The organism is Marinobacter sp. 2_MG-2023, from assembly GCF_030546935.1.
Taxonomy (GTDB): domain Bacteria; phylum Pseudomonadota; class Gammaproteobacteria; order Pseudomonadales; family Oleiphilaceae; genus Marinobacter.
On record NZ_JAUOPH010000005.1, the window covers coordinates 261,362 to 278,203 of the forward strand.

Annotated in this window: 16 protein-coding genes; 12 read left to right on the top strand and 4 right to left on the bottom strand. The window is 54.7% G+C overall.

What is annotated here, in order from left to right; genetic code table 11:
• Nucleotides 1-31: 31 nt before the first annotated feature.
• The 5 genes from Q4501_RS14985 to Q4501_RS15005 all read left to right on the top strand — a co-directional run bounded on the left by Q4501_RS14985 (nucleotide 32) and on the right by Q4501_RS15005 (nucleotide 4,558).
• Complete coding sequence (locus tag Q4501_RS14985; RefSeq protein ID WP_303597069.1) at nucleotides 32-946, top strand: LysR family transcriptional regulator; 915 nt, start codon at nucleotides 32-34, stop codon at nucleotides 944-946.
• The gene (gene pepQ / locus Q4501_RS14990; protein ID WP_303597070.1) at nucleotides 939-2,231 is read left to right on the top strand and encodes a Xaa-Pro dipeptidase; all 1,293 of its coding nucleotides are present in this window, start codon (nucleotides 939-941) and stop codon (nucleotides 2,229-2,231) included. Before Q4501_RS14985 ends, pepQ begins: the two co-directional genes overlap by 8 nt.
• 97 nt (nucleotides 2,232-2,328) lie before the next feature.
• A complete protein-coding gene (locus Q4501_RS14995; protein ID WP_303597071.1) occupies nucleotides 2,329-2,535 on the top strand; it encodes a bacterioferritin-associated ferredoxin in 207 nt (68 codons plus the stop codon).
• A gap of 182 nt (nucleotides 2,536-2,717) precedes the next feature.
• On the top strand, nucleotides 2,718-3,194 hold the full coding sequence (gene bfr / locus Q4501_RS15000) for a bacterioferritin (protein ID WP_303597072.1): 477 nt from the start codon (nucleotides 2,718-2,720) through the stop codon (nucleotides 3,192-3,194).
• An 8-nt stretch (nucleotides 3,195-3,202) separates the two neighbouring features.
• Nucleotides 3,203-4,558 (top strand): phosphomannomutase, encoded by a 1,356-nt coding sequence (locus Q4501_RS15005; protein WP_303597073.1) that lies wholly within the window; start codon nucleotides 3,203-3,205, stop codon nucleotides 4,556-4,558.
• Nucleotides 4,559-4,737: 179 nt separating this feature from the next.
• Here the strand turns inward: Q4501_RS15005 and Q4501_RS15010 are convergent, their stop codons facing one another.
• On the bottom strand, nucleotides 4,738-5,868 hold the full coding sequence (locus Q4501_RS15010) for a phospholipase A (protein WP_303597074.1): 1,131 nt from the start codon (nucleotides 5,866-5,868) through the stop codon (nucleotides 4,738-4,740).
• A gap of 22 nt (nucleotides 5,869-5,890) precedes the next feature.
• On the bottom strand, nucleotides 5,891-6,229 hold the full coding sequence (locus Q4501_RS15015) for a hypothetical protein (RefSeq protein ID WP_303597075.1): 339 nt from the start codon (nucleotides 6,227-6,229) through the stop codon (nucleotides 5,891-5,893).
• A 199-nt stretch (nucleotides 6,230-6,428) separates the two neighbouring features.
• Between Q4501_RS15015 and Q4501_RS15020 the strand changes: the two genes are divergently transcribed.
• Nucleotides 6,429-6,842, top strand: a complete 414-nt coding sequence (locus Q4501_RS15020; protein WP_303597076.1) for a cytochrome c5 family protein — start codon at nucleotides 6,429-6,431, stop codon at nucleotides 6,840-6,842.
• Between the two features lie 51 nt (nucleotides 6,843-6,893).
• On the opposite strand, the gene rep is transcribed toward Q4501_RS15020, so the two are convergent.
• Nucleotides 6,894-8,912, bottom strand: coding sequence for a DNA helicase Rep (rep, locus tag Q4501_RS15025; RefSeq protein ID WP_303597077.1), 2,019 nt, complete (start codon nucleotides 8,910-8,912; stop codon nucleotides 6,894-6,896).
• 142 nt (nucleotides 8,913-9,054) lie between these two features.
• Between rep and Q4501_RS15030 the strand changes: the two genes are divergently transcribed.
• The 4 genes from Q4501_RS15030 (at nucleotide 9,055) to Q4501_RS15045 (ending at nucleotide 15,140) form a co-directional block, all read left to right on the top strand.
• A complete protein-coding gene (locus tag Q4501_RS15030; protein ID WP_303597078.1) occupies nucleotides 9,055-10,791 on the top strand; it encodes an EAL domain-containing protein in 1,737 nt (578 codons plus the stop codon).
• Nucleotides 10,792-10,840: 49 nt separating this feature from the next.
• The gene (locus Q4501_RS15035) at nucleotides 10,841-13,213 is read left to right on the top strand and encodes a Tex family protein (RefSeq protein WP_303597079.1); all 2,373 of its coding nucleotides are present in this window, start codon (nucleotides 10,841-10,843) and stop codon (nucleotides 13,211-13,213) included.
• Nucleotides 13,214-13,281: 68 nt separating this feature from the next.
• The gene (gene gshA, locus Q4501_RS15040) at nucleotides 13,282-14,835 is read left to right on the top strand and encodes a glutamate--cysteine ligase (RefSeq protein WP_303597080.1); all 1,554 of its coding nucleotides are present in this window, start codon (nucleotides 13,282-13,284) and stop codon (nucleotides 14,833-14,835) included.
• A gap of 89 nt (nucleotides 14,836-14,924) precedes the next feature.
• Complete coding sequence (locus tag Q4501_RS15045) at nucleotides 14,925-15,140, top strand: hypothetical protein (RefSeq protein ID WP_303597081.1); 216 nt, start codon at nucleotides 14,925-14,927, stop codon at nucleotides 15,138-15,140.
• Nucleotides 15,141-15,146: 6 nt separating this feature from the next.
• On the opposite strand, the gene fliL is transcribed toward Q4501_RS15045, so the two are convergent.
• Complete coding sequence (gene fliL, locus Q4501_RS15050) at nucleotides 15,147-15,590, bottom strand: flagellar basal body-associated protein FliL (protein WP_303597082.1); 444 nt, start codon at nucleotides 15,588-15,590, stop codon at nucleotides 15,147-15,149.
• A 114-nt stretch (nucleotides 15,591-15,704) separates the two neighbouring features.
• Here fliL and Q4501_RS15055 point away from each other — a divergent pair, with 114 nt between their 5' ends.
• Nucleotides 15,705-16,211 (top strand): disulfide bond formation protein B, encoded by a 507-nt coding sequence (locus Q4501_RS15055; protein ID WP_303597083.1) that lies wholly within the window; start codon nucleotides 15,705-15,707, stop codon nucleotides 16,209-16,211.
• A 102-nt stretch (nucleotides 16,212-16,313) separates the two neighbouring features.
• Nucleotides 16,314-16,793, top strand: coding sequence for a sigma D regulator (gene rsd / locus Q4501_RS15060; protein WP_303597084.1), 480 nt, complete (start codon nucleotides 16,314-16,316; stop codon nucleotides 16,791-16,793).
• Nucleotides 16,794-16,842 lie beyond the last annotated feature (49 nt).

Genomic DNA, 16,842 nt, shown 5'->3' on the forward strand with positions numbered 1-16,842 from the left:
TACTTTTTAACCTCCATTCGCTGGGGACTCCATGGAAATACGTTGGCTGGAAGATTTTATGGCGCTGGCCCGCGCGCGCCATTTTTCCCGCGCTGCGGAACTACAGCATGTAAGTCAGCCCACATTCAGTAGGCGCATAAAACTGCTGGAAGAAGCCATGGGCGCCACGCTGATTAACCGGCAAACCTTGCCGTTGTCCCTGACACCTGCCGGTGAACGGTTTTTTGAGTTATGTCAGCGGGTAACCCGGGATGTTCGTGAGGTTCGGGGCCAGATTGCCGAGTTGGAAGCGGAGGTGCATGCACGTATCAGTGTGGGCTCGACGCAGGGGCTGTTTTCCCACTTTTACCAGCGCTGGGCCAGTGAAGCGGGGGTTGCTGACAGACTTCAACTTAACCTCAAGGCGACCAGTTGGGTGGGAGAGCGGTTTCTGGATGCCCTGGACGGTGGCGAATGCGATCTGGTTCTCTGTTATTGGCATAAGGATTTGCCCTGGGGTGACCGGCTGGCCAGGGGTGAGTACGAATCCATTACACTTGCTCGTGAATGGCTGGTGCCGGTAAGTGTCGCGACAGATAGCGGTGAACCCCGATTCCCCTTGCCAGGGGTTGAAGGCCAGACAGTGCCCCTGATTGCCTATCATTCGCGGGGTTTTTTGCAGTCTGCCATTGAAGCGCATCTGGCACGCGGCGGCGAGTCCGTAAATCTTTTACCCCTGAATGAAAACACTCAGTCGGCAAGCATCAAGGCGCTGGTAAAGCAGGGTTTTGGGATGGGTTGGTTGCCTAGCCGAATGACGGAAAAAAGCGAGCACTTTGGCAGCCTTACCAGGGCCGGGGATGAGCGATGGGACGTACCTCTGGACATTCGCTTGATCCGCCTGCGTGAACCCCGCTCAGACGATCTTTTAGCTCTCTGGAAAAAATTGGAAAACCGACATGCCTGATACTGAGCTTTTGTCTCTTCAGCCTGACCACATAGGTATTCTGCAGAGCCGCTATGAACAGGTTCTGGAAGACCAGGGTTATGACGCCTTGCTTATCAGTTCTGGCGCGGCCCCCATGCGTTATGGTGACGACCAGTCCTGGCACTTTCAGGGGTATGGTCCATTTCTGCACTGGACAGGGCTTGCAGGCTTTGAGTGCGCCTGGCTGCTGATCCGGAAAGGCCGAAAACCTATATTATCACTGCATCAGCCGGTTGATTTCTGGCATGCAAGCCTTGAGCTGGCTCATGAGCCTTGGCTCGAAGAGTTCGAGGTCCGCTTCAATGAAACCCCTTCGGCGCCGGCAGCAGATGGAGCCGGCCGGTTGGCCGTTATCGGTGATCCGTCGCTGCTGGCGGACGTGCCCGGTGAACATAACCCGGCCGAGCTATGCGCCGCGCTTGATAAGACTCGGGCGCACAAGACCCCATACGAAATAGCCTGCCTGGCACAGGCCAACAGGTTGGCAATGGCGGGGCACCATGCAGCCCGAGACGCGTTTTTGGCAGGCGCCAGCGAGTTTGACGTCAACCTGGCGTACCAGAGTGCAACGCATCAGCGTGAGGCCGATTCGCCGTATCACAGCATTATTGGGATAAACGAACATGCTGGCACGCTCCATTATCAATATTACGACACAGCAGCCCCCAAGAAATCCAGGAGCTTGCTGATTGATGCCGGCGTGCGCTACCGAGGCTACTGCTCCGACATTACCCGCACCACCGCTGGCGTCGGGGAGGGGCGATTTGCCGCACTGATTCAAGGGCTTGAACAGTTACAGTTCCGCCTCTGCAGTATGGTCGCGCCCGGTGTTGATTACATAGATATCCATCGCAAAACGCACTTGGGCATTGCAGCCTTGCTGGGTGTTGCAGGGTTGGTCAGCGACCTGAGCGAGGAGGAAATGGTTGCAGCGGGCATTACTCGGGCCTTTTTTCCCCATGGTATCGGGCATTTTCTGGGTGTTCAGGTACACGATGTTGCCGGGAAACCGGCTCCACCGCCGCCCGATGCGCCGTTTTTGCGCCTGATGCGAACGCTGGAGCCCGGCATGGTAGTGACCATCGAGCCGGGGTTGTACTTCATCCCCTCCCTGCTGGAACCTTTGCTGTCTGGCCCGCTTGGGCGCCATATCAATCGCCCGCTACTCGATGAATTGCAGGGGTGTGGCGGCATACGCATAGAGGACAACCTGGTGGTAACTGAGTCAGGTTGCCGAAACCTGAGCAGGGAGGCCGAGAGCTGAAACAATCCGTTGCACAAAATTAACACGACGCGCTTGCAATCCGTGATGCTAATGACAATAATTATCACTAACATTTTGTCGTTGGTGAGATTGCGATATGTATGTATGCCTTTGCCACGGAGTCACAGACCGGGACATCCGTGAAGCCGCCGAAAACGGTGTGTCTTCCATGCGCCAACTCGGTAAAGAGCTTGGTGTCGGCTCGCAGTGCGGGCGTTGCGCCTCCATGGCTCGCGGTATCCTGCGCGAAACCCGGACACCGGATTATCTGGCCCTGGCCAATATGTTGGCTAGCCCCGCCTGATCCGTTCTTCGCGTTTATTTCCTTTCCGCAATTTTGTAATGCGCGTTAACGCGCTATCCTTGTTCGGTGACGAGAGAGTTATATAGAGAGCTTTGAAAGCTCACCGAACCCGAACCCATCAGCCGGGAGAACCTTTCTCTAAAGAAAGGTAAGTCAGTCGGCTGAGTTCAAGGAGCGCTGCAATGAAAGGCGACAAAAAAGTCATCCAGTTTCTGAACAAAGTTCTTGCCAACGAACTGACCGCTATCAATCAGTACTTCCTTCATTCCCGCATGTACAAAGACTGGGGCATCACCAAGCTTGCGGCCAAAGAATACGAAGAGTCCATTGATGAAATGAAACACGCCGATCAATTGATCGAGCGCATCCTGTTTCTGGAAGGCCTGCCCAACCTGCAAGACCTGAACAAGTTGATGATCGGCGAGAACGTTGAGGAAATGATTGCCTGTGACCTCAAAATCGAACACATCGCCCATGTTGACCTGAAAGAAGCCATCGTTTACTGCGAAGAAGTCCAGGATTACACCAGCCGAGAGCTGTTCCGCAGCATCCTCGACAGCGAAGAAGAGCACATTGACTGGTTGGAAACCCAGCTGGAAATGATTAACCAGATGGGTATTCAGAACTACATACAACTGCAATCTGCTGCAGCGGAGTAAAACCGACAATGGACCTGTCCTGTTTTAAAGCCTACGACCTGCGCGGTAGCGTGCCGGAGCAGTTGAATCCTGCTCTGGCTGAGCGCATAGGGCGCGCCTATGTGGAAGTTACCGGAGCAAAAAAAGTCATCGTTGGGTACGACATCCGTCTGTCCAGCCCGGAAATCACCGAAGCCCTGAGCTCGGGCCTGATGGCCGCCGGCGCCGACGTATTCGATATAGGCCTGTGTGGCACTGAGTGTGTTTACTTTGCCACCAGCCATTATGGAATGGACGGCGGTATCATGGTTACCGCCAGCCACAACCCCAAGAACCATAACGGTATGAAAATGGTCGGGCCGGAATCTCGGCCTATCAGCTCCGATAACGGCCTGAACGATATCCGTGATCGAGTACGTGAGCCGTTTTCCAACGCGCCGGTTCAGGGGAAATACGAAGCGCTGGAGGTTACCAGTGCTTATATTGACCACCTGCTGGGTTACATCGACGCAGCTGCTCTGAGTCCCATAAAAATTGTCGTTAACGCCGGTAACGGTGGCGCCGGGTTGGTGATCAATGAACTCGAAAAACACCTGCCTTTTGAGTTCATTAAGGTGAATCACGAGCCCGATGGCAACTTCCCAAATGGCGTTCCCAACCCTATTCTTGAAGAAAACCGTTCGGCGACAGCCAATGCCGTAATCGAACACGGGGCAGTCATGGGTATCGCTTGGGATGGCGATTACGATCGCTGCTTCTTTTTTGACGAAAATGGCCGATTTATTGAAGGTTATTACATTGTTGGTTTGCTGGCGGACCAATTTCTGCGCAAAACCGGCCCCGGAAAAGTCATCCACGACCCTAGGTTGATCTGGAATACCCTGGACCTGGTAGAAGCTGCAGGCGGTGAAGCCATCGAAAGCAAAACCGGCCACGCATTCATCAAACAGCGCATGCGCGACGAAGACGCCGTGTACGGCGGAGAAATGAGCGCACACCACTATTTCCGGGACTTCGCATACTGTGACAGTGGTATGATCCCCTGGCTGCTGCTCGCTGAACGCCTATGCCAGTCCGGTCAGCCTTTCTCATCCCTCATCGACGCTCGTATTGAAGCCTATCCGGCCAGTGGTGAAATAAACCGCACCATCGACAATCCCCCAGAGGTTATCGCGGCCATTGAGGAAAAATACGGCGCCGACGCAAAAAGCGTGAGCTATGTAGACGGCCTCAGCGTGGAATTCGACAACTGGCGCTTCAACCTGCGTATGTCCAACACCGAACCCGTCGTTCGCCTGAACGTGGAATCCCGTGGTGACATACCCTTGATGAAGGCGAAAACGGAAGAGCTGCTCGCGGAAATGGAGCGTTTGAATAACCTGTAGGGGTGATTCGTACTTTAGTGTCTGGCCACTCCTTGGTTGGGGCTGGCCGGGCGGTACGAGTTGCGAAAACTGTGCGGAGCCATGGATGGCGGAGCCCAAGCGTCCCATGGATGTGCCGTAAGGAGCGTGTTTTCGCAGCTCGTATCGCCCGGTCAGCTTGCACCGAAGCCTGTTATTTCTTAGAGCCAATCGTTCAGCATAATCCCAAGCCCGAACCGCTCAACCCGATGATTGTAATCAATCAGACTCTCCCCATACCCGTTGTAATACTGGAAGAAGCCCTTGAGCGTATCGCCAATAGGGAAGCTATAGCCAAATTCCACAGATGTGCGGTTATCCGAGCGTAAGTTGTTCATAAGTTGCAGCGAAAATGTCCTGTCTTCTGCAAGCTTGTAAACAACGTTGTAGTTCGCGTATCCCAGGTACTTCTCAATGTCTGCATTGTCGTTCTCGCTGGAACTCTCCGGAATCCGATACCAGGGCCTTACACCGAACAGCCATCGGTCATAAGTAAAGGCGGCACCTGCCACGATCCGGTTCCAGCTCCGGGAACGGGGTTCCGATTGGCCATTGGACTGATGATTAAAGCCAAACGTTAAACCACTGAGCGTCAAGGGGCCCAGATCCCAGTTCGTCTGGTGGCGGAGGAAAACTTCTGGCTCGTAATTGGTCTCGCGGAAGGGCGCCGACTCGTCCTGATTATAAACCTGCCAGAATGAACGTTGAGTGTAACCGAACCACAAGGTGGTGCGATCATCCAACCAGCCTGTCAGCATTGGAACCTTGAAGCTGATCTGATACTTGGCCTCCTCATTTTCAAGCTTATAATCGTACGCGGTCGTGCCCAACCTGGGGCTGCTCGGTGTTGAGTTGGGGTCGTCCACCCAGGTAATTGGCAGTATGTAGGTCGGGCGATGGCTAATGAAACTACCGGAGAATGAAAACAACGCTTTCTCGGCGGATAAAGATTGATCCACAATGTTGGTCATCACGCCGCTGTCGGGGTCATCCTCGTCGATGACCTCAGCTAACTGCTCCTGACTCCTCTTGTCCGGCGCCAGTGTATCGGCTGCCTGCTCTGCGGCTTCGACATCCTGCTCGCTAGCCTGCTCGCGGGCGATTTGCGGATCGCTGAAAGAGTCGTAGCATGCCAGACGTTGCACACCTTCTCGAATCAGCGCACAGTCTTCAGGAGAGGAGGCTGCCGGGCGGTCGTTTGTCGGTGTGGGTTCCTGCGCAATTGCCAGCGCGGGCCACAGCAGCGCAAGCGCCGAGGCCTTCAATACCCGGGTATCGGGGCGTTTGTTCATACTTGGGGTCTCTTTAAGTTGACTATGCTGCATTGAGGCTGAGCCAGGTACTGGCAATTCCATAAACCCAGACACTGATAAGGGTAATGGCAAGTAAAGAAAAAACGATTTTGTGCCTGAGTTGGTTCGCCGCGTTTGCAGCTAAAATCCAACGTTGGTACATCAGGCCGATAAAACTCAGGAAAACCGCAAGGCTTGCGAACGCGGGTATCAGGAGCCACGCCGGGTTGATACTATGGCCTGTGTCCGTCTGGTTCGAGAACCAGCCCATGGATCCCAACAGGACTGCCAACGCACTGAACTCTATGATTAAAAGTGTTTTGCGCAGTGGGTGCGCAGCGGGTTTCTCCGGGTTGGTCATGAATCGGATCCTGCAAGTTCTGGAGTAAGCTGCCACATGGTAACCGGATGCCATGAAAGAGTCTCCACGCTTACGTAATGGCAATAAAAATGGTGGAAATCAATTTATGTTTTTGCTATTCGGTTTTTTTGCCGGGGTTCAGTCGCTATAATGCGGCAATCAAATATTATAACGCTCTGATGCGAGGTGCATTGTGAAGATGAAGAGAGTCCTGGCTGTCGTATTGCTTGGTTTTGGCATTACTGCTGGCGCCGTTATGGCAAGTGTAGAAGATGAAATCCGCGCGCGCATTCAGCCGGTGGGCGAAGTGTGCCTGCAAGGCGATGAATGTGGTGAGGCCGCTGCTGCGACGGAAACCGCCAGCGCCGGGCCTCGTTCTGGCAGCGAAGTTTACGATGCTGTGTGCATGGCTTGCCATACCACTGGTGCTGCTGGCGCCCCGGTAATCGGGGATGCTGGTGCCTGGGCACCTCGCATTGATCAGGGCATCGAAACTCTTATTAGCCACGCTCTCAACGGTTTGAATGCTATGCCTGCCAAAGGCGGCTGTGCGAGCTGCCCGGATGAGGAAATCACGGCTGCAGTGGAACATATGGTGGCAGAGAGCCAGTAAGCGCGAAGTTCTCTCCGTCAAAAAAACCCCGCAACTGCGGGGTTTTTGCTTTTATAGCCCCAGGTCACCGAGAAGAGCGCTTAGCGTCGCCTTGCCTTTTTTCTGGTTGGCTTCCACATCCAGGTCACCAGTACCTTCCCAACGGACGTCGTCCTGGGGAAGCTCATCCAGAAACCGGCTGGGAATGGTTTCGATCTTTTCTCCATACTGTCTGCGCTGCGCAGCGTAGGTCAGGGTCAGGGTTTCTTTTGCGCGGGTAATGCCTACATACATCAACCTTCGCTCTTCTTCGATATTGCCTTCTTCAATGCTGGAGCGGTGCGGCAGAATCTCTTCCTCCAGCCCCAGAATGAATACATGCGGGAACTCCAGTCCCTTGGAAGCGTGAAGCGTCAACAGTTGGACTTTGTCGCTGTCATCTTCTTCTTCCCGTTGCTCCATCATATCGCGCAGAATCAATTTGGTGATGGCGTCTTCTATGCCCAGCTCGTCGGCGGTGCCTTTGCCGTCGTCCAGCATCCGCTGGATCGAGTCCACCAGATACCAGATGTTTTCCATGCGCCGCTCGGCCTGTTTTGGTGTGCCGGAGTTCTGGTGCAGCCATTCTTCGTACTCGATGTCGGTGAACAGCTGCTTGATAACCGGCACAGGGTTTTCGCCGTGCAGCCGCTCACAGGTTGCGTCGACCCAGTGGGCAAAGCGCCGTAGCCGATCCAGACCTTTCTCTGTTACATGGGTTTCTGCGCCCATATCGCTGAGGGACCGGAAAAGGCTGACGTTACGAGCGCGAGCATAATGACTCAGCTGCTCAAGAGTGCGCGGGCCAATTTCGCGCCGTGGTACGTTCACCACGCGCAGGAAAGCGGCATCATCGTCGGGGTTAATCAACAAGCGTAGGTAGGACATGGCGTCCTTGATCTCGTTTTTCGAGAAAAATGACTGCCCACCTGAAATGCGATAGGGAATCTGATAGGCCTGGAGTTTCATTTCCAATAGCCGAGCCTGGTGGTTACCGCGGTAAAGCACGGCAAAGTCCCGGAACTCTAATCCTTTCTTCAACTTCTGGTCGAGAATTTCAGTGGCGACGCGCTCGGTTTCGGCATCTTCGTTACGGCACCGGACAATACGGAGCTCATCGCCAATGGTGTGGTCGCTCCACAGCGCTTTTTCAAACACGTGGGGGTTGTTGGCGATAACGGTATTGGCGCTGCGCAGGATGCGTGACGTGGAGCGGTAGTTCTGTTCCAGTTTTACAATTTTCAGGCTCGGGAAATCTTCTTTCAGCTGGGCAAGGTTTTCTGGCCTTGCGCCTCGCCAGGCGTAAATCGACTGGTCGTCATCACCCACAACCGTAAATGCTGCACGTTCGGCAACCAGCATTCTCACCAGCTCGTATTGGCAAATGTTGGTGTCCTGATACTCATCCACCAGCATGTAGCGGATTCGTTTGCGCCATTTCGCAAGCACCTCAGGATTGCTGCGAAACAGCTGTACCGGGAGCAGAATCAGGTCGTCAAAGTCGACGGCGTTGTATGCCTTCAGGTACTCGCTATAATGTTTGTATACGATGGCAATTCGTTGTTCCCGTTCATCCGCAGCTTTGCTGTATGCTTCTGTTGGTCCGCGCAGGGCATTCTTCCAGGACGAGATGGTCATCTGGACATCGTTGAGTTCATCGCCGGCATCGGCGCTGGCTTCTCGAAGCATCAGGTCTCGTAACAGGGCTTTGGCGTCTTCAGCGTCAAAAATGGAGAAGCCCGGGTGGTAGCCGAGATGAGTATGCTCCTCCCGGATCATGTTCAGCCCGAGATTGTGAAAGGTAGATACGATCAGCCCGCGGGCCAGCTTGCGGTTGACAATCCGGCTCACTCGGTCTTTCATCTCACGGGCCGCCTTGTTGGTAAAGGTAACGGCAGCGATGTGGCGCCCCGGAATGCCAATATCCTCAATAAGATAGGCGATTTTCCGGGTGATTACGCTGGTTTTGCCACTGCCGGCACCGGCCAGCACCAGAAGCGGGCCATCGGTGTAGCGAACAGCTTCGTTTTGTCGCGGATTAAGTTTGTTCACAAATGCACGGCCAGAATGGATTGATACGGGGGAGCTTTCGGCAAGACAATAGTCTACACCAGCCCGGCTGTACCTTGTCGATCTATCGGCTATCCTTTTACAAGAACGGACGTATTGCTCACGCACTCATGGATTCAGCTTAATGACTTTGCCATTGGAAACTGTCGGACATGACCAGCTTCGCGTTCTGCTCCTGACGCCTGATTATGCTGATTTTCTTTGGCTTGCTTCTCTGTTGGCAGGGGATCCTGAGCTGAGCCCGGATTCGACCTGGTGTCCGGACCTGGTGGATTGTGACGACCTTATCCGCAATGCGAAGTTCGATATCATTGTCTGGAACTGCGTATTTCATGGGGGGTCAGAGACCGCTTTTCTGCAGTACCTGGCTGTTGCCAGTGGCGGGCGCCCGGTTCTTGCGTTGAGTGCCGAAACGCCGCGTGAGCGCGCGGAGGAGTTGCTTGCCAGTGGTGCATCGGACTATGTGAGTCGTCAGGAGCTTGATTGCTGGAGTTTTCGCCGGGCGGTCAAGTGCCTCTGGTATCGCGAGCAGTTGGCTAATTCGGCCCACAGCCAGCTGGGCCGGGGAGTCGCAAGCGGCTTTATTAACCGGGATCTGTTCTTCGACAGGCTTCAACAGGCACTACTCAGGGCTCAGCGGGGTAGCTACCGGCTGGCGCTGTTGCATCTGAATATCGATGACTTCCGCAGCATCAATGAGTCTTTTGGCTACCAGAAAAGCGATCAGCTGATGATTATGGTAGCCGCTCAGGTTCGCCGGGGGCTTCGCCGCGTCGATTCGTTGATGCGTATTGGTGGCGACGAGCTGGCCATAATTGTTGAAAAAATTGAAGATTCAATGGATATCACCCAGGTTATACGAAAGGTGGTGAGCGCCCTTGATGAGCCGGTAACGATTGACGGGCAGAATGTGGTGGTCAGTGCCAGCCTGGGTGTGGCTACCTACCCGGAGGCTGGCGACAGCCCGGAAAACCTCATGCGCAGGGCTAACCGGGCGATGTTTGAAGCCAAGCGCGATCCGGGTACCAGCTATCGTTTCTACGATCGCCAGTTGCACATTTCTGCCGGCTATCAGCTCAGGCTTGAGGCAGACCTTCGCAATGCGCTCAGGGGCAATGAACTGGAGCTTTACTATCAGCCAAGAATTGACCTGGCCAGCAATGAAGTTCGTGGCGTTGAGTGCCTGCTGCGCTGGAATCACCCCGAGCGTGGTTTGGTTGGGCCAGATGAGTTTATACCCGTCGCCGAGCGCAGCGGTCTCATCGTGCCTATTGGTTACTGGGTGATCGAGCAGGCGTGCAAGCGCCTGCACGAGTCCGCCGAGCTCGGATTTCCCGGGCTGGTTTTTGCCGTTAATCTCTCGTTCCGGCAGTTCCACGATCGTAAAATGACCGAGACCATTTTCCGGATTATCTTCAATGCTAACGTGGATACCAGCCTGCTGGAGCTGGAGTTGACGGAAAGCGCTATGATGCACGATCCCGAATACGCACAGCGCTGTCTGCGCGAGCTGAATCAGCTGGGTATCAGCTTTGCGCTTGATGATTTCGGCACGGGCTTTTCCTCTTTGAGCAACCTGCAGCACCTGCCGATTTCACTGGTTAAAATTGATAAGTCGTTTGTACAGGCGTTGGGCGAATCTGCGGACGCCGAGCATATTATCCGGGCGATTATCAGTTTGGCCCACAGCCTCCAGATCAGCGTGGTTGCAGAGGGTGTTGAGACGGAGAGCCAGCTGGAATTCCTGCGCCAGCAGCACTGTGATGAGATCCAGGGCTACTATTACGCCCGCCCCATGCCGTGGGCCGACCTTGTACAATTCCTGAACAAGCGCGGTCAGGCCGCTTGCCTGCAACTGTAACCCGCTGTACCTTTGCTGCTTTATCAGAAACGCATCAGATAGAGGTTGCATGAACAGTATCTCCAGGCGCATAGCTGACGAACTCGGCGTACGTGAGCAACAGGTTAATGCCACCGTGGCCCTGCTGGACGAAGGTTCCACAGTTCCATTTATTGCCCGCTACCGCAAAGAAGTGACCGGCTCGCTGGATGACAGCCAGCTTCGCGTGCTTGAGGAGCGCCTGCGCTACCTCAGAGAGCTGGAAGATCGTCGCGGCACTATCCTCAAGAGCATCGAAGAGCAGGGTAAGCTGACCGACGAATTGCGCGCCAGCATCCTGAGTGCGGATGCCAAGAACCGACTGGAAGATCTTTACCTGCCCTTCAAACCTAAACGTCGCACCAAGGCCCAGATTGCCCGGGAAGCGGGTCTGGAGCCTCTGGCTGACGCCTTGTACGGCGATCCGGGCCTGGCTCCCGAAGCGACGGCTGAAGCTTATATCAATGCGGATGCCGGTGTTGCCGATACCAAGGCCGCACTCGACGGCGCACGATATATTCTGATGGAGCGCTTTGCCGAAGACGCGGAGCTGTTGGGCGAACTGCGGGATCTTATCTGGCAGCAAGGTCAGTTAAAAGTCACCGTGCTTGAAGGCAAGGAAAACGAAGGCGCCAAGTTCCGGGATTACTTCGATCATGTAGAGCCACTGAAGAAAGTGCCTTCGCACCGGGCACTGGCGATACTGCGCGGTCGCAACGAAGGCATTCTTGCCTACACGTTGGTTGTGGGTGATGCCGATGATGATCGCCGCCAGCCACACCCCGCTGAGCAGCGCATTGCAGCGCGCTGGAATATCCGGGACAAGGGGCGGGCCGCCGATAAATGGCTTTCAGAGGTTGTGCGCTGGACCTGGCGGGTAAAACTGTCAACGCAGATTGAGACCGACCTGGTTTCTCAGGTACGTGAGGCGGCGGAAACCGAGGCCATCAACGTGTTTGCGGCTAACCTTAAAGACCTGCTGTTGTTGGCGCCTGCCGGACCACGTCCGACTCTTGGGCTGGATCCTGGCTTGCGCACGGGTGTGAAGGTGGCGGTTATCGATGGTACTGGCCAGGTTGCCGGTCATGGCGCTATTTTCCCCCATGCGCCCAAGAATCAGTGGGACAGCTCCATTGAAAAGCTTGCAGCCTGGTGCCGTGAATATCGCATTGAACTGGTCGCCATTGGCAACGGCACAGCGTCCCGTGAAACGGAGAAGCTGGTGGGAGATCTGAGTAAACGTTATCCGGAGCTCAAGCTGGCGCGTATTGTGGTAAGTGAGTCAGGTGCGTCTATTTACTCGGCCTCCGAGTTTGCCTCCAAAGAGCTGCCCGATCTCGATGTAACCATTCGCGGAGCTGTGTCCATTGCCCGCCGGTTGCAGGACCCGTTGGCTGAACTGGTCAAAATCGAACCGAAATCTATTGGCGTTGGTCAGTACCAGCACGATGTATCGCAGGTTCAGCTCTCTCGCAGCCTTGATGCTGTTGTTGAGGATTGTGTTAACGGTGTTGGTGTGGATCTGAATACCGCCTCCACACCCTTGCTGGCGAGAGTGTCGGGGCTCAATCAGACCATTGCGCAAAATATTATTGAATACCGCAATCAGAATGGCATGTTCCACAACCGCAAGCAGCTGTTGAAGGTATCCCGGCTGGGCGAGCGGACGTTTGAACAGGCAGCAGGCTTCTTACGTATTGCCAGCGGTGAGAACCCGTTGGACAGGTCGTCTGTACACCCTGAAGCTTATGGGGTGGTTGAGAACATTGCAGTAAAGAATAATCGGAAGGTTGAGGGGATTATTGGCGATGCGGCGTTTTTGCGTGGTCTGAATCCGCAGGATTACGTAACAGAACAGTTTGGTGTCCCAACCATCCGGGATATTCTCTCCGAGCTTGAGAAACCGGGCCGGGATCCGCGCCCGGAGTTCCGCTTTGCGAGTTTTGAGGAAGGCGTGGAAACCCTCGGCGATCTCAAGCCTGGCATGATCCTGGAAGGCTCGGTGACCAACGTCACTAATTTCGGGGCGTTCGTAGACATAGGCGTTCATCAGGACGGGCTGGTGCACATCTCTGCGCTGTCTAATACCTTCGTGAAAGACCCCCGTGAAGTGGTCAAGGCCGGAGATATTGTGAAGGTCAAGGTGATGGAGGTGGACATTCCCCGCAAGCGGATTGCGTTGACGATGCGCATGGATGACCAGCCAGGTGAAAAAGCGGATTCAAAGCGGTCTGCGCTTGGGCGCGCATCGGGCGGCCAGGGCGCCGGTAACAACAGTGGCCGGTCGGAGAGTCGGTCTTCAGCCAGGTCATCAGAGCCGGGCCGGAACAAGGGTGCTGATCAGGGTGCCATGGCAGGAGCACTCGCTCAGGCGTTTGCGTCGGCCAGCAAAGGCAAGCGTTAAGCGGTTTAAACTAATTCCATCAGCCGGCGCAGCTCATGAGGTAGCGCCGGTTGCAGCAGGAGTCAATCATGGCCGAATCCCGCCATTCTCTGTTCCGCCAGTTCGCAGCGAGCGACTGGAACGGGTTTCTGAAAGGGGTAGAAAAAGAAGGTTTGCGCGTTGACCGCAACGGGTTCATTGCTCAGACGCCACACCCTGATGCCTTGGGCTCTGCGCTCACACATCCGTCTATTACAACGGACTATTCTGAGGCTTTGCTCGAGCTAATAACGCCGGTTTGCAGCAGCACAGCCGAGATGTTGGAGTCTCTGCGCAACACCCACCGTTTCGTTCAGCAGAATCTGGGCGATGAGGTTTTCTGGCCGGCCAGTATGCCTTGTGAGTTGAATGGCGATGCCAGTATTCCAATCGCGGAGTACGGCTCGTCCAACACGGGCCGGTTGAAGCATGTTTACCGTCAAGGTCTGGCGGTGCGCTACGGGCGCATGATGCAAAGCATCGCAGGTGCTCACTATAATCTTTCGTTACCCGACAGCTTCTGGAGCATCTGGCAGAGTGCGCTGGGTGATCAGCAAAGCATGAAAGATTTTAAATCCGAGCAGTACTTTTGGCTGATTCGCAATTTCCGTCGCCGCAGCTGGTTGCTGATGTTGTTGTTCGGTGCCTCCCCGGCGTTGGATGCGAGCTTTGTTGACGGTGTGCGTCACGACCTCGGGCGATTTGATGAGCGCAGCTGGTTTGGACAATACGCCACGTCGTTGCGTATGAGTGACCTGGGCTATCACAATAATGCCCAGTCTTCTTTGAACATCTGTTTTAACAAGCTAAGCACCTACACTCAGACTCTGGACAGAGCCATTCATACCAATTGGCCGCCCTACGAAGCCTTGGGTACCAAACGTGATGGTCAGTTTATCCAGATCAATACCAGCGTGTTACAAATTGAGAATGAGTACTACAGTGCGGTACGCCCCAAGCGCACTGCTCAAAGTGGGGAGAAGCCGATTCACGCGCTTCAATCCCGCGGGGTTGAGTATATTGAGGTGCGCTGCCTGGATCTGGACCCCTTCTCTGCGGTAGGCGTCAGTGAAGCGCAGGTCGACTTTCTGGACCTCTTCCTGCTGGATTGTTTGTTATCAGACTCGCCGCGAATCGACGATGCGGAATGTGGCATGCTCGATGACAACTACAAAGATGTTGTCGCCAAAGGTCGTAATCGCGAGCTCACCCTTTGCCAGGGCGGCGAACGCACTCCCGTTGGTGATGCAGCGACGGCAATACTGGATCGCCTAGAGCCGCTGGCGGAACTGTTGGATGGCTGGAATGGTGGAGATGTCTACCGTAAGGCTCTCGCGGCCCAGCAGGGAGTCCTGTCGGGTGACAGACAGGTGTGTTCAGCCCGGGTTATCGATGCCATGCAGTCTGCTGGGCTCGGTCACCGGGATTGGACCATGGAGATGGCGCTCGCACATCAGAATGCACTCCGGAAGGAAGGTATGGACGCAGGTGTGGAAGCTGCCTATGTCGAGGCGACCCGGGACTCTCTTGCAGAACAGAAGCGGATTGAGGACTCTGATACGCAGGAGTTCGGCGATTTTCTTGAGCAGTATCTCCGCTCCTGACGGGCGTGCTTCACAGAAGCCCAACAAAAGTTTGTCACTTCCTGACGCTGGTGTTAACGTCGGCTGCATCAGCATAAGGGAGAAGTGGCATGGCAAGGGATATAAAGCTGGGCTGGGATGTTGAGGCACTGAACAAGGCCTATCGCCAAGGCTACATGGCAGCATCCATGGGTATGGATAAAACCCGCTGTCCCTATCGCGGCGAAGTCGTTGTAGCTGCCTGGGAGGCTGGTTGGGATGATGCTGGTGACGCTATCCGGGAAAAGCGTGCCATGGATGATGATCTGTTTTCCCGGATTGCCTGAAGTCCATTATTTCTGCACGACAAATTCCGTAAACAGCACACCGGTAATCGCTTCGCCGGTTTGCTGTTCCTCCAGCACCCCGTTGATTCTTGATTGCGCTTCTTCGCGCAGAGCCTTCTGGCCATCCAGTGTCGTCAATGTTGCAGTATCAGTCTGTTCACCAAACAGCATCACAAGCTCGTGGCGCAGTCTTGGCATATGGGCTACAACGGCGGTGCGGGTGGTTTGATTCGAGGCTCTCAGAGTCACCGCTGCTTTCAGGTAAGTCAGCTTGCCACCCGGGCTGCCAACGTGGGTTACGAACGCTGGCTCCATGGCAATATAGTCAGTAACGCCTGATTCTTCATTAGTTTCCTTGTCAGCGTTGGTGGTTTCTTCCGCCCAGGCCGTAGGGAGCATTGAAAATAGCAGGAATAAGCTGAATACAAGGAATTTTGGCTGAGGTGTCATAAGCTTGCAGTTCGTCATGGTTTAGGGTTTAGTGACAAAATCAGCAGCGTTTCCGCCGGATAAACCGAGAATAGCAGGCCCGACGGAGCATTTGTGGAAAACCGGGGAAACTTTGTGAAAGGAAGAGCAGTTTTTGCAGTTGTTTTTGTAGTCTGTGCCGCGCTTTTGAGCGTGGCGTATTACATGGAACATTTTATGGGGCTGGAGCCATGTCCTTTGTGCTGGCTGCAACGGTTTGGCTTCATGGGGGTGGGATTGGTTAGCCTGGTGGCAGCGTTGCATGGCCCTGGTCAGCTGGGGCTTCGGGTATACGGCCTGTTGCTTGCAGTAACGGCAGGTGCGGGTCTGGGTGTGGCAGGGCGACAGTTGTGGTTGCAAAGTTTGCCTGCTGACCAGGTGCCCGCCTGTGGGCCCTCGGTGGATTATATGCTTGATGTGCTGCCTTTGGCAGACGTGCTGACTACAGCGCTCAAAGGCACCGGCGATTGTGCTGCTGTGGTTTGGCGTTTTCTTGGGCTGAGCATTCCTGGCTGGACCGCTGTCTTTTTTACTTTGCTGGTGATCGTGGGTCTGGTGATGCTTTTTCATCGGGGAAAGCCAAAAGGCTGGATCGCTGGCTGAAACGGTTGCGGCAGGCAGCGGGCATGGGGTAACTTAATCCTCACTTAACAAATATCAGCGTCAGGCCTGAAAGGCCGGATTATCAAGTGGAGAACAGGCGTCATGTTGGAAAATTGCCGAAATGCCAGGGAGCGTTGGGGCGGCGTCAGCGAACTCATCGACCGTTGGCTAAAGGATCGACAGGAGCTGTTGGTTCATTACTGCGATTTATCCGGAGAGAGCGATTTTTCGCAAACAGAAGCCCTGAAGCAAAAGTTCGTCCGGCTTTGTGAAGTGCTGGTGGATTATGTCTCTACGGGTCACTTCGAGATATACGAACAGTTGGTCAGAGAAGCCCGAGAATTCAATGATGGCGGGCTTGAACTGGCGGCGAAGGTTTATCCGCGCATTGAGCAAACAACAGAAGTGGCGCTTAACTTTAATGACAGGCTGGGTGAAAACGAGCTATCTGAACAGGATATAAAAGCCTTGTTTGATGAGCTTTCCCGCTTGGGTGAGACGCTCGAGAGTCGTTTCGAGATGGAGGATTTTCTGATTGAACACCTTCACAACGTACATGCCGACAAAGTAGCCCCCGCCTGAATCTGGTCAGAGCAACTACAAAAAAGCCTCAGCAGCGGTAACGCTGGCT

Bases quoted from the DNA above. Each gene is read 5' to 3' on its own strand.
- Q4501_RS14985 (WP_303597069.1), top strand. From the start codon at position 32: ATGGAAATACGTTGGCTGGAAGATTTTATGGCGCTGGCCCGCGCGCGC.
- pepQ (WP_303597070.1), top strand. From the start codon at position 939: ATGCCTGATACTGAGCTTTTGTCTCTTCAGCCTGACCACATAGGTATT.
- Q4501_RS14995 (WP_303597071.1), top strand. From the start codon at position 2,329: ATGTATGTATGCCTTTGCCACGGAGTCACAGACCGGGACATCCGTGAA.
- bfr (WP_303597072.1), top strand. From the start codon at position 2,718: ATGAAAGGCGACAAAAAAGTCATCCAGTTTCTGAACAAAGTTCTTGCC.
- Q4501_RS15005 (WP_303597073.1), top strand. From the start codon at position 3,203: ATGGACCTGTCCTGTTTTAAAGCCTACGACCTGCGCGGTAGCGTGCCG.
- Q4501_RS15010 (WP_303597074.1), bottom strand. From the start codon at position 5,868: ATGAACAAACGCCCCGATACCCGGGTATTGAAGGCCTCGGCGCTTGCG.
- Q4501_RS15015 (WP_303597075.1), bottom strand. From the start codon at position 6,229: ATGACCAACCCGGAGAAACCCGCTGCGCACCCACTGCGCAAAACACTT.
- Q4501_RS15020 (WP_303597076.1), top strand. From the start codon at position 6,429: ATGAAGAGAGTCCTGGCTGTCGTATTGCTTGGTTTTGGCATTACTGCT.
- Q4501_RS15030 (WP_303597078.1), top strand. From the start codon at position 9,055: ATGACTTTGCCATTGGAAACTGTCGGACATGACCAGCTTCGCGTTCTG.
- Q4501_RS15035 (WP_303597079.1), top strand. From the start codon at position 10,841: ATGAACAGTATCTCCAGGCGCATAGCTGACGAACTCGGCGTACGTGAG.
- gshA (WP_303597080.1), top strand. From the start codon at position 13,282: ATGGCCGAATCCCGCCATTCTCTGTTCCGCCAGTTCGCAGCGAGCGAC.
- Q4501_RS15045 (WP_303597081.1), top strand. From the start codon at position 14,925: ATGGCAAGGGATATAAAGCTGGGCTGGGATGTTGAGGCACTGAACAAG.
- fliL (WP_303597082.1), bottom strand. From the start codon at position 15,590: ATGACACCTCAGCCAAAATTCCTTGTATTCAGCTTATTCCTGCTATTT.
- rsd (WP_303597084.1), top strand. From the start codon at position 16,314: ATGTTGGAAAATTGCCGAAATGCCAGGGAGCGTTGGGGCGGCGTCAGC.